Genomic DNA, 21,506 nt, shown 5'->3' on the forward strand with positions numbered 1-21,506 from the left:
CGTACAAGTCTATTACCTGCAATACGCTCTTTTTGATATGTTTCTAATAGTGATTGCAGAGAGGGAGGTATTTTTTTTGCAGAATGAACTTCGTGGGTTCTCCAAGACCAAGTCCATACCAAAAGTGCATTTTTATTTTTACCAAAGGCATGTAGATTAACCATTGCATATTTCGGTTCTTGTACAATCACAACTGTTTCAGGGAATACCATACTGAGGTATCCTCCCAATAAAACCTCATCGGTAACAATGAGGTCAATATCGTTCTTTGCTATAATGGGCTGCAAATCTTCACAAAACTGCTCGTGTGGGAGGTTTAGGCGAATGGTTTTTTGGAAAAAGTAGGGAAATACTGCAATGCGCATCACAACAATGATGAGAATGGTAGCTGATGCTAAATAAGCCATTCGTTGAAACAGCTTCCAAGTTTTCGAGGGTATAGAGTAGGGGTAACACTTCAATAGACAGTATCCGGGGAAAAAGACAAAGAAGGGCTGCATCCATCTTTCATGAAAAATAGTGGCATTGAAGATAAGGACTGCAAAAACCAACTGTCCAATAACCAAGAGAAAAAAGTACTCAAAGAAAGCTATCCATTCGCTTTTGGTTTGGGATGCTGATTGAAGCCTACGGAAGTGGGTCAAACCAAAAGCGACTAAAAAAACAGATAAAAACGATAAGAGATTGACCAATAAAACTTGTAGCCCCAAGACTTTTGCCATCCACATAGAATCATTGCTGGTAGAGCCTAAATCAGAACTTACTCCACCTGCCAACTCCCATATATTTTGCCAAATCCATGTGAAATGTGGGCCAATTATTGAAGCTGTTATGAAAAGAGTTACTAATGTTTTTGATGTGATCAAGATGCTTCTACCTTTGGGCAGTAGTAATAAGGCAAGACAAACACTGGACATGAAAATCAAGAAATTGTATTTAGACAAAATACCCATAGCAAGTGTGAAACCCAATAAAACATAGTACTTCCATTGAGGCTTTTGCCAAATTCTTTCCAAATATACCATGCTCCAAATGCTTGCCACTGTGACCAATACGGTATGTGTATGCCGCAAGGATTCGGTTGAAAATTGGGCTAAGAACAGAGAAAAAATTACTGCTCCAAATCCTATTTTTTTGTTTTGGCTCATGCGACTGAAAATCAAAAACAGGCCATAATAGCTCATCAACATAAGCACCATTCTGAAAAAAACATACACCCAGTGATGGTTGCCAAAAACTTCAATCAAGGCAATGTTTGTCCAAGTATAGAGAGGTGGCTGGATGTCGTAACCCAATAACAACCATTGGGATAGATAGGATTGTTCTGATTCGTCGATTTCAATACCCGTTGAGAATAGAAGCCTCGTCAAACCCAAAAGCAGCACGAAAATACTGATTGAAATCAAAGCCGTTTTATTGTTAACATTTTCTCTTTTCATAGAAAAGATTTTTTGCCACAAAAGTATTTTTTTTTGAAGGGATGAAGCAACCTTTCCCACATTTTCTGCACCACTTTTGGTGATAAAAGTTTTTGATTTATCTGCAAAATCTGTGTTTTGCTTTACCAAACTTACCTTTATGTAAACATCTATTTTACTAAAAAACACTGTTTTAGTGCATACTTGGTCTGTATAACCAAGTATTTTATTCTATCACTTTCTAAATTTTTAGTACCGATGAAAAATATCATTTTTTTCGTATTGTCAATTGTATGTGTGGGTTTTATGACTTCTTGCGACAAAGAAGAGGTTTTGTCTGCAACCGATGAAACTGTAGAACAAATCATTGTGAGCAGCAACAAAACTACTTTGGAGGATGCCGACATTCCTATCGAAATCACCAACTATGTAGCTGCCAAATTTCCTAACAATTGGATTGAACAGGCACGATTGGCTTCAGGTTTGGGCTATGAAGTATGGTTAGACGACTATTCAGAAGTATTTTTTAGTACAGATGGCGAATTTTTGAGAGAAGGTGCGCCTCGTGGCAAACATGGCAGACGTGGCAATTTTGGAGAGTTGATTGCATTGGAGGATTTACCTACTACGATTACCGATTATGTGACAGCGAATTATTCTGATGCAACGATTGAACGAGCAAGATTGGGCGATAGAGGTTATTTGGTGGGTTTGGATACTGGCGTTTCTTTGTTGTTTGATACCGAAGGTAATTTTGAAGGTGAAAGAACCTGTGGTGGAGGTGATGGTGATAGAGGACACAATGTGGCAATTGAAGATTTACCAAGTGCCATTACTGACTATATTGCAGCCAATTATCCCGATACTGCCATTGAACGAGCCAAAACCTATCCCGATGGCTATAAAGTGAAGTTGGAGGATGGCACTAAGTTGGCATTTGATACAGAAGGGAATTTGTTGGAGTTATAAATATGGATATTATTTAAAATCATAGACTTCCAAAATTTTTGCTTTGAAGAAGAATTCCTACAGAAAAGTATGACCTACCTTCTAAGTATATATTTCGGAAGTCTTTTGTTTTTACAGTTTGTATTTTAAATCCCAATCAATGCCGCTCCAATCACCCCTGCCGAATCTCCCAAATGATGCTGCACAATCGGTGTTTCCAAACTATCACTAAAAACGTGCTGTCTGACCTGCTCCACACCCTCGGTATAAAGCTCAGGAATATTGGACACCCCGCCTCCAATAACAATGATGTCAGGATCCAAAATATTGATAAGGTTGCTCATGGCTCTGCCAAAGTTGACAAAAAACTGCTGCATAAATTCAACCGCTTTCGTTTCACTCAATCGATAATTAGCTACAATTTCTTTGAGTTTCAATTTTTGTTGATAAATGCTTTCGTACAATATTTCCGCACCACCACCACTGATATAGGACTCCGTACAACCTTTGTCACCACAATAACAAAGCGGCCCATTGGGGTCAATGCTCATGTGACCCCATTCTCCTCCAATGCTTTGCAGCCCCGTCAAAACTTTTTCGTCGAATACAATACCACCGCCACAGCCCGTTCCCATAATCACTCCAAAAACCAATTTGTTGCCTTTACCCGCTCCAAGTAGTGCTTCTGCCATCGCAAAGCAGTTGGCATCGTTTTGAATCGCTACCGAGTGTTGCAGCAATGCCTCCAAATCTTCCTTCAATGGCTGACCATTCATACAGACCGTATTGCTATTTTTGAGCAAACCCGTTTTTCGAGAAACTGCTCCCGGCGTACCAATGCCAAAAGTATGTGCTTGCTCTCCAATATGAGCGGTCATAGTCTGGTACATTTGATGAATGTTGCTCAAAATGTGCTGATAACCTTTTTCACGCTCAGTAGCTATGCGTTCCCGAAAGAGTTCTTGCCCGTTGCCATCCAAAATGATTCCTTCAATTTTAGTGCCTCCCAAATCAATGCCCAAACGGTATATATTCTCCATGCTATTTGTCTGTCATTTTTTGAAGGATAAAAATAAGAAAATTCTCTTGCTAAAAATTTCAATACTATACAACGTTACTAAAAAGCTGCTTATTCGGTTGTTTTGCCCAATATCTGCTATCCAATGCCATACAAATATTTCGGATAAAAGGCTTTCCGATTTGATTTACCTTCAATTGGAAATCGTCCGTTGAAAGCAAACCATCTTCTATCATGGGTTTCAATCGCTCCAAACCTTCGTACAGGGCATCACATTGAAGGTTTTCATCTAACCAATCTGTTTGATAGTTGCAAATCAAATTGAGAATATGCTGCCGCAAAACCTGGTCTTCCTTGTGAAGTAGATGCCCTTTTACAATCGGAAATTCACCCAATTCAACTCGTTTTTGATAGGCTTCAATGGTTTTTTCATTCTGCACAAAAGCAGTCCAACTATCACTAATCGAGGATGCGCCCAATGCCAAATTCAGCTTGGTATTGAAGGGGGTATAACCCATAAAATTTCTATGCAAAACCTCTGTCTTTGCAGCCTTGTAGAGGGCATCTGTTGGGAGGGCAAAGTGATCCAAACCTATTTCGCCATATCCCGAATCTTCCAACAATTTTTTTCCCAATTCGTATAAATCTCTTTTTGCCTGACCTGTCGGCAAATCTTTTTCGGAATAGGCTCTTTGGCTCGGACTGACCCACGGCACATGGGCATAACTGTAAAAAGCAATGCGGTCGGGACGCAGTGCGTTTACCTTCTCAAAAGTCGACAGAATGTGGGTAGGAGTTTGGAGAGGTAAGCCAAAAATCAAATCAAAATTGATAGAATCATAGCCTAGTTCCCTTGCTTCAATCACCACTCTTTCGACATCTTCGTAGGTCTGTTGACGGTTGATGATTTGGAGAATCTCGTTGTCAAAATCTTGTACGCCAATACTGATTCGGTTGAATCCACAGGCACGTAAGGTAGTAAGGTGTTGGAAAGTAGTGCTGGAAGGATGTGCTTCAAAACTAAAATGATGCGTGCTACTCAATTCTACTCCCTTCAAAATTTCTCCAATCAAATATTGAAGGTAGGTAGGCTGAAAAAAAGTGGGTGTTCCGCCTCCCAAATGGAGCTCCTTCAAAATGGGTTTTTGAGGAAAAATCGCCAAATATTGTTGCCATTCCTTCAATAGGCTCTCAATGTAAGGCTGTTCTACCTGGTGGTTTTTGGTGATGCGCTTATTGCAGCCACAGTAAGTACAGAGGCTTTCACAATAGGGTAGGTGAATGTACAAGCTGATTTCACTGTTTTCTACAAAAGAGTTTTGAACGCAGTTAATCCATTCTTTTTGGCTTGGTGGAGAGTCTTGCCAATAGGGAACGGTTGGATAACTTGTATATCTCGGAGCGGGTACATTGTATTTGGATAACAAATCTTGTTTCATTGCGACTAATTTTTCCTCAAATATAGTGGGACTTCCGTTGAGGAAAACTGATAATAATCAATTCAAAACATGATTTTATCCCAATGTTGTATGATAATGAATAGTATAGTTTTTTAAATGCTGCAAGACACCACGAATCGAGAATGGTTTGGAAAATAATTTTTTTTGCCATTGATTTTGAATGTATTAAAACTCACATCAGCCAGATTGTCACTTCTCTTTTTGCAATTTTCGCCATTCTGTCCTTGTTTTCCTTCTTCAATCCCAATGGTATAAAGTTTGACTAAGAATAATAGACCCATTGACAACATTGCAGCCGATATAACTGCTTGTAGTCATGTTTATTTAATTTTCCTTAAACAAACCGTAATATGATACACAAAGAATTTAAAGATCTTGGCGATATGATTGACCAAGTATTGAATGAGATTCCCAATTTTTTGGAGAAAACACATAAAGAAAGAAAAGAAGCCATGCGTGATTTCTTCAACAATGATTTTGACAAGCATTTTGATTTTCGCAACCGTAGCTCCAAGTATGGCAGAAGAGTTGCGAGAATGAATGTGGTAGAAAATGCCGAACATATTCAGATTGAACTATCTGCAGCAGGTCGCTCAAAAGCAGATTTTCAAATCAACCTTGAAGACAATCAAGTTTTGGTGATTAGTGCTGAAAGTGTGGAAGATGCGAAAGTAGAAGGAGCAACAACAATTCAAAAAGAATGGGGCTTTCCTGCCTTCAAACGGACTTACCCTATTCCTGATAATGTGGACACCAACCAAATTTCAGCCACATACGAAAACGGTGTTTTGACAGTCACGCTTCCTAAGAAGAAAGTAGAAAAGAAAGAAAGTATTCGCATTGAAGTTATCTAAGTGATTTCGTTTACTCATTGAAGGTAATCCAAAATTCAATTGGTTTTTATCTTCGGAAGAAGCCTAAAATAAATTCTTATTTTAGGCTTCTTCTATTTTACTGAACACCAAAGTGTTTTTTTTGATTTTGAAGTAAATTTTCATTTTGGTTTTCGTTTTGATTTGTTTTTTAAAGATTTACCTTTGCAGTTTTCCTAAAACAAACTAGAGAAAACATTTTTTATATGGAAACCAAACAGAAGGTTCAGGTTTCTTCCGAGATAGGAAGACTGCGGAGGTTGCTGGTACATAGCCCTGATGTAGGTATTGGGAAGGTGATTCCTAGTAAAATGCACAATTGGCTCTACGATGATATTGTGGATTTACACAAAATGCGCTTGGAGTACAATGAATACATACAAGTACTGCTGTGGCTGTTGGATCCAGAAAAAATTGAAGGAAAGAAAATCAATGCTGCTTTCTTTAAGCCTTCAAAGTCGACCTACTTCAATTCGGACAAAGTAGTGGAAATCGAGCATTTATTATTGAAGGTATTGACTAAAAGCGAAGAAATAAAAAATCAATTGGTTACGCATGTTTGTGCTGCTGAAAAATGCAGTTTTGCAACCATGCAAAAATTGATGAAATTACCCCTCGAAAAATTGGCGAGGGTATTGATTTCGGGGGTTATTCCCGATGAGGATATTTTTGTATTTCCACCTGTACCCAACCTTATTTTTACCCGTGATATTGCGATTACAATCAACGATCATTTGTTGCTCACCAAACCGGCAGAAAGAGCAAGAGAACGGGAAGCGATTTTGACGAAATACATGGCCTTTTATGCTTTGTTTGATAAAGTAGATGGCGATTTTTCGGATAAAATCATTGAACTTCAAGAAGATAAAAGTTTTTGGCTGGATGATCCTGACCAGAAAGCAACAGTGGAAGGTGGAGATGTGATGATGATCAGTCACGATCATTTGGTGATCGGATGTAGCGTGCGTTCTTCTCCTGAGGGGGTTAGAAAGGTCATCAAACAATTGTTTGAAAAAAACGTGGTAAGCAAGGTATCAGTAGTGACGATTCCTGCAAAGCGAGATTATATGCACATTGATACCGTATTTACACAGGTGAAACGCAATATGTGGGTGGTATTTGGCCAATTTCTGGAAAACAAAGAGAATGGTAGTGAAATAGATATTGTGAAAACGCTGAAAAGCAGTAAAAAACAGAAGCGAGATACCATTAAGGTCACTCAGTTTGTGCGTAAAAACACGGCAAAAGGATACAAGTTGAAGATAGATGGCTCCTTGTCTTCTCTCAAAGCTTTGTTGACTCAGATAAGTGTGGAAGATTTTGGTTGTAAAAAAGAGGAAGTTGACATTATCTTGTGCGCTGGTGGAAAGACTCCGTATGATGAGCGTGAACAATGGACAGATGCCTGCAATTTGTTGGTACTGAGGGAAGGTGTGGTAATTGGCTACGACCGCAATAAAAAAACAGAGGAGGAATTTGCGAAACGGGGTTTTCAGGTGATTCATGCACTGGATTTTATTGACTTAATGAATCTGGGCAAATCTGTGGACGAAGTTTTGCACAAGGACACTTTGATTGTTTTTTCTTCTTCGGAACTTTCCCGGGCAAGAGGTGGTTCGCATTGTATGAGTATGCCACTTTGGAGAGAGGAGGTGGAGATTTGAGGAGAAATCAAGTGTAAAATCTTAAACAATACAACAAAAAGCAATTTAACAATTAATTGGCAATGAGCAATTTTAGCATCGAACAACAACTAAAGGAAGCTACTGTAGAGGCAGTGAAGAATTTATTTGGCGTAGAAACAAGTACAGATCAAATAATTGTAAACGATACCCGCAAAGAATTTGCAGGAGATTTGACGGTAGTAGTGTTTCCTTTTGTGAGATTTGCTAAACGTTCTCCACAGCAAACGGGAGACGTAATTGGGACTTATTTGCAAGAAAAGTTTGACTTTATCACAGGCTTCAATACCATTCAGGGTTTTTTGAACTTGAGTATTGCAGATAGTCATTGGCTGCAAATCTTCAATGCGATGTGTAAAGAGATAGACTATGGTCAGCATCCTTCAACAGGCAAAAAGATTGTGCTGGAATATTGTGGCCCAAACACCAACAAGCCTTTGCATTTGGGGCATATCAGAAATATGTTGTTGGGTTATGCTACGGCAAATATTTTGATGGCAGCAGGTGATGAGGTGCATAAGGTGAATATCTACAACGATAGAGGAACGGCGATTTGTAAATCTATGTTGGGTTGGCAAAAGTATGCAAATGGTGCTACGCCTGATTCAACGGGGATGAAAGGAGATCATTTTGTAGGAAAATGGTATGTGAGGTATGCTACGGAGTTTGGCAAGGAATACCAAGCATGGCAACAAACAGCAGAAGGTCAACAGGTTTTTGAGGCTTGGAAACAAGATGAGAGGTTGGTTAGGAAGACTTTGAAGGAAATCGAGGCTGCTAAAAAGAAAGCGGAAAATGAAGGAAAGGAAATCAATGAGGCAGATTATGAACTTCAAAATTACTTCTTCAAAAAAATCTATGAGCAGACTTACTCCAATACGTATAGCAAATTGGGGGCGGAAATCGCCGAAATGTTGAGAAAATGGGAAGCAAACGACCCTGAGGTAAGACAACTTTGGGAAATGAACAATCAGTGGGTATATGAGGGTTTGGAAGAAACTTATAAAATAATAGGGGTTGATTTTGAGAAAGATTACATGGAATCAGAGAACTATTTGCAGGGCAAGCAAGTGGTTTTGAAGGGATTGAAGGAAGGTATTTTTTACCAAAAAGAAGATGGCTCTGTATGGATTGACTTGGAGGATATGAAGTTAGACCATAAGCTACTGTTGAGAAAAGATGGCACTTCGGTTTACATCACACAAGACATTGCAGTGGCAGAGAATCGCTATGCAGACTACCAAATGGATGACTCTATCTATGTAGTTGGTGACGCACAAGCCTATCATTTTCAGGTATTGAAGGGTGTATTGCAGAGAATGGGTAAACCCTATGCCGATGGTATTCACCATTTGGGCTATGGTATGGTGTTTTTGCCATCGGGTAAGATGAAGTCGAGAGAAGGACAAACGGTGGATGCGGATGATTTGATTGCTCAAATGATTGACATGGCAAGAGAACTTACGCAGGAACAGGGTAAGATTGCAGATTTGTCACCTGATGAGTTAGAAGGATTGTATAAAAAGTTGGGATTAGGAGCATTGAAGTATTTTATTTTGAGAATTGGGGCGAAAAAAAGCTTTGTTTTTAACCCAGAAGAATCCATTGATTTTCAAGGCGATACTGGCACTTACATTCAATACAACTATGCACGATCACAAGCCATTTTGAGAAAATATAATAAAGACGATTACCAACAAGACTTTTCGTTTGACAATGGCATTGAAGACTTGGAAAAGGAGATAATCATGTTGCAGTACAAATATCCATCGGTGGTATTGGAGGCGGCAACGAATTACGACCCTTCTATCATCACAGCTTATGCTTACAACCTAGCAAAAACGTACAGCAAGTTTTGGGCAGCACATTCTATATTGGGCAATGCAGACGAAAAAGTAACGGCTTTTAGAGTCGCTTTGACTGCCAACAATGCCCGCCTTATCAAATCTGCCATGAATCTTTTGGGCATTGAAGTACCGAACAGAATGTAATAAGAAAATAAAAATACCAAACAATCGTTTTTAATATGTGCAATCGGTCATAAGTTGAACAGCTATTTGCTAATCATCGCATTAGATCGCTTTATTACCAACGTAGCATACAAACAAAGCCCCATTAAACTTTGCTTCTATGCGTTTTGTCTAAACTAAATTGACCTTATGCCATCAAAGTTTAGGTTGTTTTATTGAAAAATAACTTGACTATTAAATTTTAAATCATATTTGAATTTTTCACCTCAAAATTATGTTGTACAGAAAAGAAATTCTACCTTAACCTTACGCATTGTATCAGTTCACCCAATTAAAAATTAGGAGGTAGTTATCATGTCAGAACCCAATGTCACAACCCCGACAGCAAGCGAAAAACCATTGACCACCCGAGATAAAATTCTTATCGGTGGATTGGGTGCGCTTACTCCAATTGTCATGAATTTATTGGTGATTGATTTGGAGAAATTATTGATCAACATCACTGCAATTGCAGTTATTGCCTATGTAATCAAAGTAGCAATTTTGTTTTATATCGGAGGAATTGTTGCCTACTTGAACAAAGATGAACACAAACCCATCAAACTCTTTCAGTTGGGGATCTATGCACCTGCCATGATTATTGCGTTTATGAACACAAATCCACTTCAAACGAATGTTGAAGACTTGCCACCAGAAGTAACCAATCCTATTGAAAAACAAATAGTTGTACCGCCAAAAAACAATGACGATGTAGATACTGTGAGTGCCATCATTGAAGATTCCCCCTCTAGAATTGTCTCTGCTTCTAACAAAAAAGAAATAGTATTGTCCGAAGCTGATAAGCAGCGAATTGCGAAAACAAGTTTTGCAGAGATTGTAAAAACCTCTTCAAACGTTGCAGCTTCAAATTTTAGAATAGCAAGCGATTTCGCACAACCTTTTATTCAGAAAGACAGCATGCCTGCTGCCTTAAGATTGAAGTTTTCCACGCTTTTAGATACACTCATCCGAAGTTTTCGGGTAAGTGATTCGGTTTTTGTTGCACCTGTTATCAAGGCCCTTGCCGAAAGAGATATGAAATACTATGATGAACTACTACAAGATATTAGCAACGAGAAACAAAAAATTGACCAAATAAAACTGCAAGACCCTTCTATCCATGAATTCAAATATCCCAAAGAAACAGTAAGTGAGCAGTTTTTCAGAGGTTTTTTTGGTTGGGAATCTGATCGTCTTTGGTTTGTCGTCACTGGAAAATTTGAAAAAAAATCAGATGCCATTCGTCATGCTAAAATATTGACCAAAGAAATGAATGAAGGTGGTCTGATGCCTGTCAATGAATCTCCAATAGATACATTGATGATTCCGAGAATTTACAAGCCTTATGGAAACATTGTTCCAGAATATTGTGTAGTCATGGGTAATAACCTCAACTTGGAAATGGCAAAGAGACTTAAATCTCGTTTGATCCGTAGAAAACTACCGTCATTGACAGAGGACAATGTGGAACTTTGGAAACTCCCCTACTAAACAAAATATTTGGACTCAATATAAAAACCCCTTTAATTTTAGAATTAAAGGGGTTTTTATATTTATTGAAGTCCTGAAATTTGCTAAATCTTTTTGACATTGGTAAGCTATATTGCACTATATTGTTACACACAGTCACGTCAAAGCTTAATTTTTGTATTTTTGATTTGTTAAAATTGAATAAAATGATGAAACAATTACTGTACTTTTTCTGTGCTTGTCTTTTTGTAAATGTTCTGGAAGCACAAGTTCCACCTGCTTATTTCACCGATATTTCTGAAATAGCTGGATTCCGCAATACGGGAAACAATCAAGGTGTTTCGATTGGAGATTATGATAATGATGGTGATGACGATATCTATGTATCGGTACGAGGCGGAGTGAACAAATTGTTTCAGAATATGGGAAACGAAAGATTCATGGATGTAGCCAAAACAGCAGGAGTAGCGGTTGAAGAGAGTACTTTGATGAGTGTTTGGGGGGATTTGGACAATGATGGATATTTGGATCTATTTGTCGGTAATTATAATCAACCCAATCGGCTGTTCCACAATATGGGAGATGGAACTTTTGAAGATATTAGTGTGACAGCAGGCATTGGAAATATCAATCGTTTGCAGGCAGTGACAATGGGTGACATAGACCGTGATGGCTGGCTCGATATTTATGTAGCCAATTTGTCTGAGCAAAATTTGATGTACAAAAACAAGGGCAATTTAACCTTCTCCAATGTGGTCAGTCAATCGAACACAATGGATATGCTGGTTGCGATGGGAACGATTTTCTTCGACTATGATAATGATGGCGACCTTGACCTCTACCTCACACACGATGCCAATCAAGCCTCTATTTTGTACGAAAATGATGGCACTGGTAAATTTACCGATGTCAGTGTGGTTTCGGGTACCAATGTAGCCATTCAGGGTATGGGTATTGATATTGCCGATTTTGACCACAATGGCTTTTTGGACATTTATGTTACCAATTTGGGGCCTAATGTACTTTTACTGAACAACGGCGACAAAACATTTACCAATATTGCCGAAAGTGCTAATGTCGACAATGCTGGAATGGGATGGGGAGTTTCTTGTTTGGACTATGACAATGATGGGTGGCAAGATATTTATACGGTGAACAACTATAATTTTGCGCCCTATCCAAATCGCTTGTACCACAACAATGGAGACAACACTTTTGAAGTAGTGAGTTATGACTCTCCATTGGAGGCGAAAAAAGTAAGTTATGGTACAGCCTGTGGCGACTTTGATGGTGATGGTTTTGTAGATATTGCGCTATCAAATTGGGGTGATGTGGGTTTGCAACTTTTTAGAAATGAAATGATTATGGGCAATTGGGTAAAAATCAAAACGACTGGCACAGAAAGTAACCGCTCTGCAATTGGTTCTCGCATACAGATTTACCACAATGGCAGTATGCAAATGGATGAAGTGATGGCGGGTAGCAGTTGGACTTCACAAAGCAGTGCTACTTTGCATTTTGGACTGGCAGAAGCTTCAATGATTGATTCTCTAATGATTCGTTGGCCAAATGGTTTGGAGGAAATGTACTACAATTTGGATGTGAATCAAAGCTATCACTTTACAGAAGCAGAAGGTGTTGTCACTACAATTGAAGAAAAACCGACTCCTATTGAATCCATTCACCTGTTCCCAAATCCTTTTAGCAATGCTTCAACCATTGAAGTGAATTTACTGCAATCGGCAACAATTACTTTGCGGCTGTATGATTTGAAGGGTCAGGAAATTGCAACTTTATTTGAAGGTGATTTGCAAGCAGGAAAACATGTTTTTGAAGTAAATAAACAAACATTAAAGGAAAACGGTGTCTATATTTTTCGCTTGGAAAGTGGGAGCGAAATAGTGACGAGAAAAGTGGTGAAATTTTAACCTGTTTTTTCGTTAAACAAATAAATTCGAGGTCGAAGATCTGAGAAAATTTCTTATTTATCAATTAATTACTTGTACTCGTTTGTAACGAGTGCCATACAAATGCATTGCAAATACGCAGGAGTTGACACACCTCCACCTCCAATCAAGACGATAAAATAATAACAGATTAGAAAACTTCCATTTCAAAGCTAAAACAAAGAAAGGGTAGTAAGCCTCAAAACTTACTACCCTTTCTTTTTCTTTATTCTTATCTAAATTCCCTATCAATTCAGTTTTGCAAATACTTGTTTGATTTCATACAAGGCACTTCGGTTGACGCTTACTTTTTTGGTATGTAAATCCAACTGTATTCTTGCGCCATCACTCTTGGTCATATAAACCGACCATTCATCTCGACCTGTTTCGGTGAACGTAGCATGTACACCACCACGTCCGCTTTTCATTTCTCTCCATGTTTTATCACCCGTTTGTTCAAATCTACCTGCTTCTCGTCCGCCATATTCCACATAATTCACATTGTAGCCATTGATAATGAACTTGGCTTCTGCAACGGTGTATAAAGGATTTCGATTGAAGGTGATTTTTTTGGTGTGTAAGTCCAATTGAAGTCTTGCCCCATCACTTTTAGTCAAATAAATCGACCATTCATCCCGTCCTGTTTCAGTGAAAGTAGCATGTGCTCTGCGGCTGCCTTTTTTGTATTCAATCCACTTATTGCCACCACTTTGTTCAAAACTACCCGATTCAGAACCTGTATAAGCGACATAGTTGGCACTATATCCATTTAGAACAAATTTTGCTTCTACAATTTGATACAGTGAACTCCGATTAAGGCTCACTTTTTTGGTGTGCAAGTCCAACTGTATGTTCGCACCATCGCTTTTTCTCAAATAAACAGACCATTCATCTCGCCCTGTTTCGGTGAAAGTAGCATGAGGATTGCGGCTACCTTTTTTGTATTCAATCCACTTATTACCACCACTTTGTTCAAAACTACCCGATTCAGAACCTGTATAAGCGACATAATTGACATTGTACCCTTTTATTATGTTGACTGATGGAATGGAAGTTGGGGTAGGCTCAGTTTTTTGTCCAGCATAAATCTCTACTTCTGCCAAAGATAGAGGTGCACCTGCTTGTCTAAAAATACGTACATAGCGACCCCGAGCATTTTTGTTGTGAACAATCGGATTGGCTTGACCTACTTTGAAGTCTTCGTGATAGGCATAATAATCACTGATTTTGTGTGCTTGCCAATCGGTTGCCATAATTGGGTTTTCAGATACCAAAATGTAGATGTCCTTCAATCTATCCATACAACAATCCGTGCGGTTGAAGATTTTAATAGTACCGATGTCATATACTTGACCCAAATCTACTTCCCACCATTGGTTTCGGTCATTTCTTTCGGTATGTGTAACAGAACCAGCATTGTAATTTCCATTTGTATTACCGTCCACTGCTCTTGATGCCAAACCACCATATCCTGTTGTTGATTGTCGTACTGTCTTTCCTTTGGCAAGGTTTTGAGCGAAAACATTGTTGTCAGCGAATAAGAAAACAAATAATGTGGCTAAAATAATTGTGAATTGTTTCATGATAAAAAATTATTCAGAAGTTATAATGAGATTTAATAATTGGCTGAACATCTATTCTTTCAACCTTTCGCCTCATTAGACGATACTTCAAAAGGGTTTCCGACAAATTGAATAATTTTTATTTCAGTTTTTTGAAATTCATTTTTTCACCCTCCAATCAACGCATACCCCGCCCAATCTTCAGGCGTTTTCAAACTTTGCTGAATCAAAGCCAACTTCGCTTTCCGCAAAGCACTCGCATAACTTTCTCCTTCAAGGATGTATTTGAACAAAGTCTTGACCAACTCTCCACTCGATTCGTCGGGAACATCAAAATGTGTGAAAACAATATTAGAAGCTCCTGCATATAAAAAACCTCGATTCATCGCCATCATGCCTTCTCCCTTCGCTATTTTCCCTACACCACTGCTGCAACTGCTCAATACGACTAAATCGGCATTCAATGGAAGGTGATAGGTTTCGGAGGTGTGCAAAATGTAGTTTTCTGTTGTGTTTATGTGTTCAGGTGTTTGTAGAGACGTTTTACTAAAACGTCTGTACGTATTATCTGCGATTTCCGATTCCTTAGTGTCTGTCCTCTTGCTTATCTCCTCTGACTTCTTTGGCGAAGCCAAATAAATACCCGATAAATTTTCATTTCCATCCTGCACATAGCCATGTGTAGCAATCAAAACATACTTGTGATTTTGTACATTTTCGAGCAAGTTTTGTTTGTTGGCGGAAGCATAGAGAAAAGCTTTGGCATCCAGAGCTTGGGCTTCAAAGAGATTGAATACATCTTTGACTTCGTTTTCGGTACTCGGTAGATTGTCCATTGCCACTTGTCCTGCCCGATTGGAGCGCAAAACCCTCGTTTTGCCTCGATTGGTCGCAATCGCCAACTCTGTTTGCTCACCTTCTCCACTTGTTTTTCCTTCAAAACTCACAGGCGCAAAGCCTATGAAACTCGGTGATTGTGTGGCAGTTTGGGCGTGTCGTTTGATGCTATTCAAGAGTAAAGTGGCGGAATAATGGTAGCTGATGTCGAAGTTTTTGATGACATAAGGCAGTGCCGAAAAGTCTCTTTTTTCCAGCACCATTTGCCATTCATTTTCCTGCAATTGTCGGCGGTCTATCAGCGCATCGAAGGGCAAAGTAGCGAGTAGGTCGTGGGGAATAATGGTCAGTTTTCCGTTGGTGTTGTTTGGATATTCCTTCAAAGCGGGCAGCAGCAATAGGTCAAATAAATTGCCTGCTGCTTCGATGTATTCTGCTATGTCGGCAAGGGTGATGGCATCTTGTAGATCTTCAATGAGTTGGGCTAAGTTGTCAGGGCGGTCGAGTTCGTGGATTTGGTAGGTAGTGGCTGTGATGTGGAAGAGGTAGATTTTTTTTGGGGTGAGATGGTAGGAGAGGATAGTTGGATTGTTAGATGGTTGAATTATTTTATTGCTATTCGTAGCCCACGAATTAATTCGTGGGTTATGGATGGTTTGAAGATGACTTTGAAGGTCTTGAGTAGTGGCAGTCTCCAATTGGTATTTGAGTTCGTAATATTCGGGATAGTCTTTCTCAAATTGTTCAATGAGTTGGTCATATTCTTGTTGGTAGTCAAAGTGTTGGCTTTGCCATTCTCTGATTTGGGTTTCGTCTTTTTGCTCATTTTTGAGTTCTTCCTGTTGGATGCGTTTGTCGAGATAGGTGAGTTCGATGCGGAGGTCGTATTCTTGCTGTAGGAGTTCTTCTGGAATGTTGGCGGTGGCTTTGGCTTCGGTGTCTTTGATACCTGAAAGTAAAAGTACAGCTTTGGATTGTTCGGAGTAGTGGAATGGGAGGTGAGAAATGGGAAATTGGGAAAAATTCCCCTTTTGAAGCGGGTTAGGGAGATGTTCGAGAATGTTTTGAGGCAAAGAGGATGTTTGGGCAGTTAGCAAAGCTGCTTCAATTGCTCCATCAAATAGGGTTGTGGCTTTTTCGGCTAAAACCAATTTGCTGCCTTCGGCTTTGTAGCCTTGTCGCATTTCGGCAATGAGTTCGGTGGCTAGGTGATAGGCGGATAGGGCGGCTTGTAGGTCTTTTGGGGTTTGGGTTTCTTCGGTGTAGTATTGAAGGAAGGTTTGGGCTTTGGATTGGAGAACTTCTAATAGAACGGGTTGGGAAAGGCAGTTTTGGAGTGTTGGATTTTGGTAGTAGTCGGTTTCATTGAAGTTGGGGAATAGGGATTGAAGGGCGAGTTGGTGGTGTTGGAAGGATTTGGGATAGTTTTTTTGGAGGTAAAAAACTTCAGCAAGACCTTTGAATATTTCTGCCGTAGTATGGTGTTTAATGCCTAGTGATTCCTTAGAATTCAATAAACTTACTATTTAAGTGTTGAAGCGATTTATTGTAATTTTTTATTTTTAAGTATGCAATACTTAGACCTATATGAGTATTTATAGTTCGTAGATGATTTTTACTGAATATATTTATTGTAATATCCAAACTTTTGCTTAATAGATATATTGCTTTTTTAAAAACGCTCTTTTTAGTGTAAGCATATCCTAAATTATTATAACTTTCTGCAATGTCTGGATGTTTTTCTCCAAACAACTCTAATCTAATATCTAAACTTTTTTGATAGTTTTTGATCGCAGTTTGATGATTCTCTATATAACTATAAACATTACCAAGTGCATTGTAGCAACCTGCAATGTGAGGATGTAACTCTTCCAATATTGAAAGCCGAATCTTTAAACTTTTTTGATAAAAACTGATAGCCTTTTGAGTATCTCTTAGCTGAAAATATACTAAGCCAATGTTATAATAACTAACTGCGATATTAGCATAATCCTCTATATCAATATAGATAAATAAACTTGCTTTATAAAACTCTATCGATTTCTTATAACCACCTTTAATCCAGTTGATAATACCTAAGTTAATATGGATAAAAGCTAATATTTTTGGTGCCTTATTCAGCTTGTTCATTACTATATTTAAAGATAAATTGGCTTTTTTTTCGGCTTCCTTAAGATTACCACTTCTCCACAATATACTACACCATTCATTCAAACACTCCACATACCCCTCCCAATCTTCCGCTTCCTCAAAAATTGGAGCGATTGCTTCCAATACTTCAATAGCATCGGCATATTTTCCATCTTGCATTCAAGTAACAAATGCAAATTTTAGGAGATACAAATAGGGAAAAAAATAAAGAGCCAAAAGGTTTGATTCTTTTAGCTCTCGAAGGTTAAAGATTCCTATTTCTTGTCTCGTCTAAAAGCATAAAATATGATTCATTTAACCGAGTACAAATATACACAATTAGTTTCAGCAAATCGGTGTGGGTAAGTTTGAATTTATTTTTGAGTTTTACTAAATGGATTTTTCGTTATCTTTACTCAATGCAGACATCTTTACAAAAAATCCTTATTGGCAAACCAACGGAATCGAACTAAAAGACCCTGATAATTTTGGACTTATCGTAAGCGTCAAACAAAAAGAGCTACAATCGGAGGACGCAACTACCCAACTTATCAAAGCAAAAGGAATCCATACTTGGGAACAGTTTCTCAACTATGTAAAGAACATCCCTTATGGAAGAAATTCGGATAGAACCGATTTTGAATTGGTGGTGAAAGAGAACAAAGGCACTTGCAGCTCGAAGCACGCACTGACAAAACAAGTAGCTGATTTAAACCAAATTGAAGGTGTTCAACTGATAATGGGAATTTATAAAATGACCCAATCCAACACCGAAGGAATCGGCAATCATTTGAAGGGAAATGCTTTGGAATACCTACCCGAAGCTCATTGTTATCTAAAAGTAAACGGCAAAAGGATAGACCTCACCAACCCTACATCCGACATCCAAAAAATACAAGCCGACATAATCGAAGAGCAGGAGATAGAACCTTTTCAAGTCGGAGCATACAAGGTGGATTTCCAAAAAGCATTTCTTAGAAATTGGCGGGAACAGTTTGGTTTGAGTCTTTCTTTTGATGAAATTTGGGAGGTGAGGGAGAGGTGTATTGGGGAATTGGGGGAAAATGGCTGTAATTGAGGAAGTCAGGTTGAAGTAGATTAGTGCTGAAAGGAAAAATTCGTTTTTGAAGAATACTTCATGGTTTTGATTTCTTATCGCAGAACAGGGTTTAAACCCTGTTCTGCGATAAGAAACAACAATTTTTATATAGTGTTTCATAAAATACAATTGCGAAAAACCACAAATTACATTTTGAACCTTAATAAAGTTTTCAAGTGTGAATTGTATCAACTACCACAATATTTTCACAGGATATGCCTCAAAATAAGAATCTTTTGTAATGACATGGATATCTTCTGTCATAGCTTGGGCAATAATCAACCTATCAAAAGGGTCTTTGTGGTGAAAAGGCAAAGTTAAAAGAGGCTTCAAATGTGCAAAATCAAAGTCCAATACTAGAATATTATGCCTTGCAAGCATAGATTCTAAATCTTTGAACTCTATGGAAATATCAAGCTTCTTCAAACTCAATTTGATAACCATTTCCCATAAACTTGCTTTGCTGACAAATACTTGATTGTTATCATTGTCAATAGCCTCAATTGCTTTGGATGATAATTGTCTATTGCCTTCAATGTACCAAATCAAGGCGTGTGTGTCTATCAATACATTCATTGCTACATATATTCTTTAAAGTCCTCCAAAGGTGCATCAAAATCATCTGATACATAAGTAAATGTGCCTTTTCCAAAACCAAATTTTCGTTTAGTGGTATTGGTTGTGGCTTGTTCTTTAGACTTTGGTAAGGCTGTCGAACTATCAATTATCACCTGCAATGCTGCCAACAAATCTACATCTTCAATTTGAGCGATTTTTTGATGAAGCACTGCTTTTAAGCTTAAAGTTGTCATACTTTATGTGTTTTAGTGAAGAAACAAAATAAGTTGTGGATTGGTTTCTTCTAAAACCCTAAAAAAGTAAAGGGCAAAAGGATAGACCTCACCCATCCTACATCTGACATCCGAAAAATACAAGCCGATATAATCGAAGAGAAGGAAATTGAACCTTTTCAAGTGGGCCCATACAAGGTGGATCTCCACAAAGCATTTCTTAGAAATTGGCGGAAAGAGTTTGATTTGAGTCTTTCGTTTGATGAAATTTGGGAGGTGAGGGAGAGGTGTATTGGGGAATTGGAGAAAAGGAATTGTAATTGAAGGGGGAAAGTTGAGAAGGCTTGATTGGAGGGGATTATCGTTGATAGAAAAATAAATCATGTTTTTGAATCTTTGAGTAACAATGATTTTAATTAAATGAATATTTATTGATAACTTTGCAATATTACTTTTGTTAATGTATAGAAATAATTATTCTTTCATTTTTTATCAGAAAATAAAATATGTCTTTCAACATAACATTTCCAAATAGAACAGGGACTAACGAAAATGAGATTCTTGAAACTGAAAACAACATTGTCTTAATAGGCTCAAATGGAGCAGGAAAATCTCGATTGGGTGTTTGGATAGAACAGCAACTTCAAAATCAAGTAACAGTCCACAGAATAAGTGCTCAAAAAGTTCTTAATATACCTGATTTTGCTCAATTAAAGAGTTTAGAGGAGGCAGAAAAAGGCTTACGATGGGGAAGGTTTGACCAAATTGCAGCTATTGGTAGGAAAATGGCTGACAGGTGGGGGGGTAAGCCCGCAACATTTCTATTAAATGATTACGATAAACTCTTATCGCTGCTATTCGCTAAAAATTCAGAGCGAAATAGGCAACATACTCAACAAACCCGTGAATCAGAAGGGTATATACCAGTTCCAGATTCGCCTATAGATGTAATTATTAGGATTTGGTCATTCATTATGCCACATAGACAAATTATTTTTGATGATAGTAAAGTCTTAGTGAAAAAAGAAGGAGGACCTGATTACCATGGTAAAGAAATGAGCGACGGAGAAAGAGTTGTACTCTATTTAATAGGTCAATGTTTATGCGCTCCTGAAAATTCAGTATTAATAATTGATGAGCCTGAAATTCACCTTCATAAATCGTTGGTTGATAAACTTTGGAATAAAATTGAAGAGCTATCACAAAACAAGCTACTTATTTACATTACACATGACTTAGACTTTGCTTCGTCAAGGGCAGATGCACATAAATTTTGGATTAAAAATTACAATGGTAATGACTTATGGGAATGGGATGATGTACCAACTGATGAAAATTTGCCTGATGGATTGATACTCGAAATTATAGGGAATAGAAAAAATGTAATCTTTACTGAAGGGGACAATGGCAGTTTGGATACTACTGTATATCAACTTGTATATCCTGAACATCACATTATACCAAGAGGTGGAGGTGAGAAAGTAATTGAATCGACAAAAGCACTTCGTGCTAATACAAGCATCCATCATTTAAATACATTCGGCTTAATTGATAGTGACTACAAGGAAGAAGAGGAAAAAGCAGCTTTATTAACACATGGAATATTTACAATACCCGTTGCAGAAATCGAAAGCCTTTTTTGTTTAGAGTCTATACTTAGAATAATGGCTGACCATTTAGAGTTGAATGCTGACCAAAAAGTAAATGAAGTCATTGATTTCTTATGCACTTCTCTCAATAACGAATTTGACACTCAAGTATCTTCAAAAGTTGAAAAAATAGTTGAGTATAAACTTGGTGCATATTCTAAAGAAAGTCATACCCAGCAGGGCATCGAGGACGGATTACAAACCACTTTAGGGAGAATAGATATTGCTTCAATCTACGCTGAAACTGAAACAGTTTACAGAGAAGCTATTAACCAGAGAGATATTCAAAAATTGCTCTTAATTTATAATAGAAAGAGTCTTCCCGACAGAATATCATCAATTTTTGGTTTAAGGAATGGGCAATATGGGAAACTACTAATTAGACTTTTAAAAGGCTCAAGAAAAACTGAATTGATTGAAGCACTAAAAGAAAAATTACCGATAATAAATGAATAATCCCATAGAGATTGAACATCAATAGAAATACCTCTGATATCACAGATGCTTATGAGTTTCATACTCATAAATTTGCTATTGATGTCCTTTTTAAATAACTATCATGTTTCAATAATTATCCAAAAAAAACTCCCCCCTCCCCAAAGGATTCCTCCAATT

General features: G+C 38.0%; 16 protein-coding genes. 8 read left to right on the forward strand and 8 right to left on the reverse strand.

Going from position 1 to position 21,506, the window contains the following annotated elements; all coding sequences use genetic code 11:
* On the reverse strand, positions 1-1,439 hold a 1,439-nt coding region (locus R3E32_13530), incomplete at its 3' end, for a glycosyltransferase family 39 protein (GenBank protein MEZ4885749.1).
* 237 nt (positions 1,440-1,676) lie between these two features.
* Here R3E32_13530 and R3E32_13535 point away from each other — a divergent pair.
* Entirely contained in the window at positions 1,677-2,387 is a 711-nt protein-coding gene (locus R3E32_13535; protein MEZ4885750.1) for a PepSY-like domain-containing protein, read from the forward strand.
* 125 nt (positions 2,388-2,512) lie between these two features.
* Here the strand turns inward: R3E32_13535 and R3E32_13540 are convergent, their stop codons facing one another.
* Positions 2,513-3,406 (reverse strand): ROK family protein, encoded by an 894-nt coding sequence (locus R3E32_13540; GenBank protein MEZ4885751.1) that lies wholly within the window; start codon positions 3,404-3,406, stop codon positions 2,513-2,515.
* A gap of 64 nt (positions 3,407-3,470) precedes the next feature.
* A complete protein-coding gene (gene hemN / locus R3E32_13545; protein MEZ4885752.1) occupies positions 3,471-4,823 on the reverse strand; it encodes an oxygen-independent coproporphyrinogen III oxidase in 1,353 nt (450 codons plus the stop codon).
* Positions 4,824-5,194: 371 nt separating this feature from the next.
* Here hemN and R3E32_13550 point away from each other — a divergent pair, with 371 nt between their 5' ends.
* The 5 genes from R3E32_13550 (at position 5,195) to R3E32_13570 (ending at position 12,805) form a co-directional block, all read left to right on the forward strand.
* Positions 5,195-5,698 carry an Hsp20/alpha crystallin family protein gene (locus R3E32_13550; protein ID MEZ4885753.1) on the forward strand — a complete coding sequence of 168 codons (504 nt, stop codon included), beginning with the start codon at positions 5,195-5,197 and terminating at the stop codon, positions 5,696-5,698.
* A gap of 224 nt (positions 5,699-5,922) precedes the next feature.
* The gene (locus R3E32_13555; GenBank protein ID MEZ4885754.1) at positions 5,923-7,380 is read left to right on the forward strand and encodes an arginine deiminase family protein; all 1,458 of its coding nucleotides are present in this window, start codon (positions 5,923-5,925) and stop codon (positions 7,378-7,380) included.
* 62 nt (positions 7,381-7,442) lie between these two features.
* On the forward strand, positions 7,443-9,389 hold the full coding sequence (gene argS / locus R3E32_13560) for an arginine--tRNA ligase (protein MEZ4885755.1): 1,947 nt from the start codon (positions 7,443-7,445) through the stop codon (positions 9,387-9,389).
* Positions 9,390-9,722: 333 nt separating this feature from the next.
* Positions 9,723-10,898 carry a hypothetical protein gene (locus R3E32_13565; GenBank protein MEZ4885756.1) on the forward strand — a complete coding sequence of 392 codons (1,176 nt, stop codon included), beginning with the start codon at positions 9,723-9,725 and terminating at the stop codon, positions 10,896-10,898.
* 185 nt (positions 10,899-11,083) lie between these two features.
* A complete protein-coding gene (locus tag R3E32_13570; protein MEZ4885757.1) occupies positions 11,084-12,805 on the forward strand; it encodes an FG-GAP-like repeat-containing protein in 1,722 nt (573 codons plus the stop codon).
* 266 nt (positions 12,806-13,071) lie between these two features.
* On the opposite strand, the gene R3E32_13575 is transcribed toward R3E32_13570, so the two are convergent.
* The 3 genes from R3E32_13575 to R3E32_13585 form a co-directional block, all read right to left on the reverse strand.
* Positions 13,072-14,406: a discoidin domain-containing protein gene (locus tag R3E32_13575; protein ID MEZ4885758.1), complete on the reverse strand. Its 1,335-nt coding sequence runs from the start codon at positions 14,404-14,406 to the stop codon at positions 13,072-13,074.
* A 146-nt stretch (positions 14,407-14,552) separates the two neighbouring features.
* Positions 14,553-16,736 carry a CHAT domain-containing protein gene (locus R3E32_13580; protein MEZ4885759.1) on the reverse strand — a complete coding sequence of 728 codons (2,184 nt, stop codon included), beginning with the start codon at positions 16,734-16,736 and terminating at the stop codon, positions 14,553-14,555.
* Positions 16,726-17,532, reverse strand: a complete 807-nt coding sequence (locus R3E32_13585) for a tetratricopeptide repeat protein (protein MEZ4885760.1) — start codon at positions 17,530-17,532, stop codon at positions 16,726-16,728. The genes R3E32_13580 and R3E32_13585 overlap by 11 nt, the downstream gene beginning before the upstream one ends.
* A 214-nt stretch (positions 17,533-17,746) precedes the next feature.
* On the opposite strand from R3E32_13585, the gene R3E32_13590 reads away from it, so the two are divergent.
* Complete coding sequence (locus R3E32_13590) at positions 17,747-18,430, forward strand: hypothetical protein (protein ID MEZ4885761.1); 684 nt, start codon at positions 17,747-17,749, stop codon at positions 18,428-18,430.
* Positions 18,431-18,643: 213 nt separating this feature from the next.
* Here R3E32_13590 and R3E32_13595 read toward each other — a convergent pair whose 3' ends face one another.
* Together R3E32_13595 and R3E32_13600 are read right to left on the reverse strand one after the other, a co-directional pair.
* Positions 18,644-19,027 carry a type II toxin-antitoxin system VapC family toxin gene (locus R3E32_13595; protein MEZ4885762.1) on the reverse strand — a complete coding sequence of 128 codons (384 nt, stop codon included), beginning with the start codon at positions 19,025-19,027 and terminating at the stop codon, positions 18,644-18,646.
* A gap of 2 nt (positions 19,028-19,029) precedes the next feature.
* Positions 19,030-19,263, reverse strand: coding sequence for a DUF2281 domain-containing protein (locus R3E32_13600; protein MEZ4885763.1), 234 nt, complete (start codon positions 19,261-19,263; stop codon positions 19,030-19,032).
* Positions 19,264-19,748: 485 nt separating this feature from the next.
* On the opposite strand from R3E32_13600, the gene R3E32_13605 reads away from it, so the two are divergent.
* A complete protein-coding gene (locus R3E32_13605; GenBank protein ID MEZ4885764.1) occupies positions 19,749-21,347 on the forward strand; it encodes an AAA family ATPase in 1,599 nt (532 codons plus the stop codon).
* Positions 21,348-21,506 lie beyond the last annotated feature (159 nt).

It is taken from the genome of Chitinophagales bacterium (assembly GCA_041392475.1).
GTDB lineage: Bacteria > Bacteroidota > Bacteroidia > Chitinophagales > UBA2359 > JAUHXA01.

Coding starts and splice junctions, on each gene's coding strand:
- R3E32_13535 (MEZ4885750.1), top strand. CDS start 1,677: ATGAAAAATATCATTTTTTTCGTATTGTCAATTGTATGTGTGGGTTTT.
- R3E32_13540 (MEZ4885751.1), bottom strand. CDS start 3,406: ATGGAGAATATATACCGTTTGGGCATTGATTTGGGAGGCACTAAAATT.
- hemN (MEZ4885752.1), bottom strand. CDS start 4,823: ATGAAACAAGATTTGTTATCCAAATACAATGTACCCGCTCCGAGATAT.
- R3E32_13550 (MEZ4885753.1), top strand. CDS start 5,195: ATGATACACAAAGAATTTAAAGATCTTGGCGATATGATTGACCAAGTA.
- R3E32_13555 (MEZ4885754.1), top strand. CDS start 5,923: ATGGAAACCAAACAGAAGGTTCAGGTTTCTTCCGAGATAGGAAGACTG.
- argS (MEZ4885755.1), top strand. CDS start 7,443: ATGAGCAATTTTAGCATCGAACAACAACTAAAGGAAGCTACTGTAGAG.
- R3E32_13565 (MEZ4885756.1), top strand. CDS start 9,723: ATGTCAGAACCCAATGTCACAACCCCGACAGCAAGCGAAAAACCATTG.
- R3E32_13570 (MEZ4885757.1), top strand. CDS start 11,084: ATGATGAAACAATTACTGTACTTTTTCTGTGCTTGTCTTTTTGTAAAT.
- R3E32_13575 (MEZ4885758.1), bottom strand. CDS start 14,406: ATGAAACAATTCACAATTATTTTAGCCACATTATTTGTTTTCTTATTC.
- R3E32_13585 (MEZ4885760.1), bottom strand. CDS start 17,532: ATGCAAGATGGAAAATATGCCGATGCTATTGAAGTATTGGAAGCAATC.
- R3E32_13590 (MEZ4885761.1), top strand. CDS start 17,747: ATGGATTTTTCGTTATCTTTACTCAATGCAGACATCTTTACAAAAAAT.
- R3E32_13595 (MEZ4885762.1), bottom strand. CDS start 19,027: ATGAATGTATTGATAGACACACACGCCTTGATTTGGTACATTGAAGGC.
- R3E32_13600 (MEZ4885763.1), bottom strand. CDS start 19,263: ATGACAACTTTAAGCTTAAAAGCAGTGCTTCATCAAAAAATCGCTCAA.
- R3E32_13605 (MEZ4885764.1), top strand. CDS start 19,749: ATGTCTTTCAACATAACATTTCCAAATAGAACAGGGACTAACGAAAAT.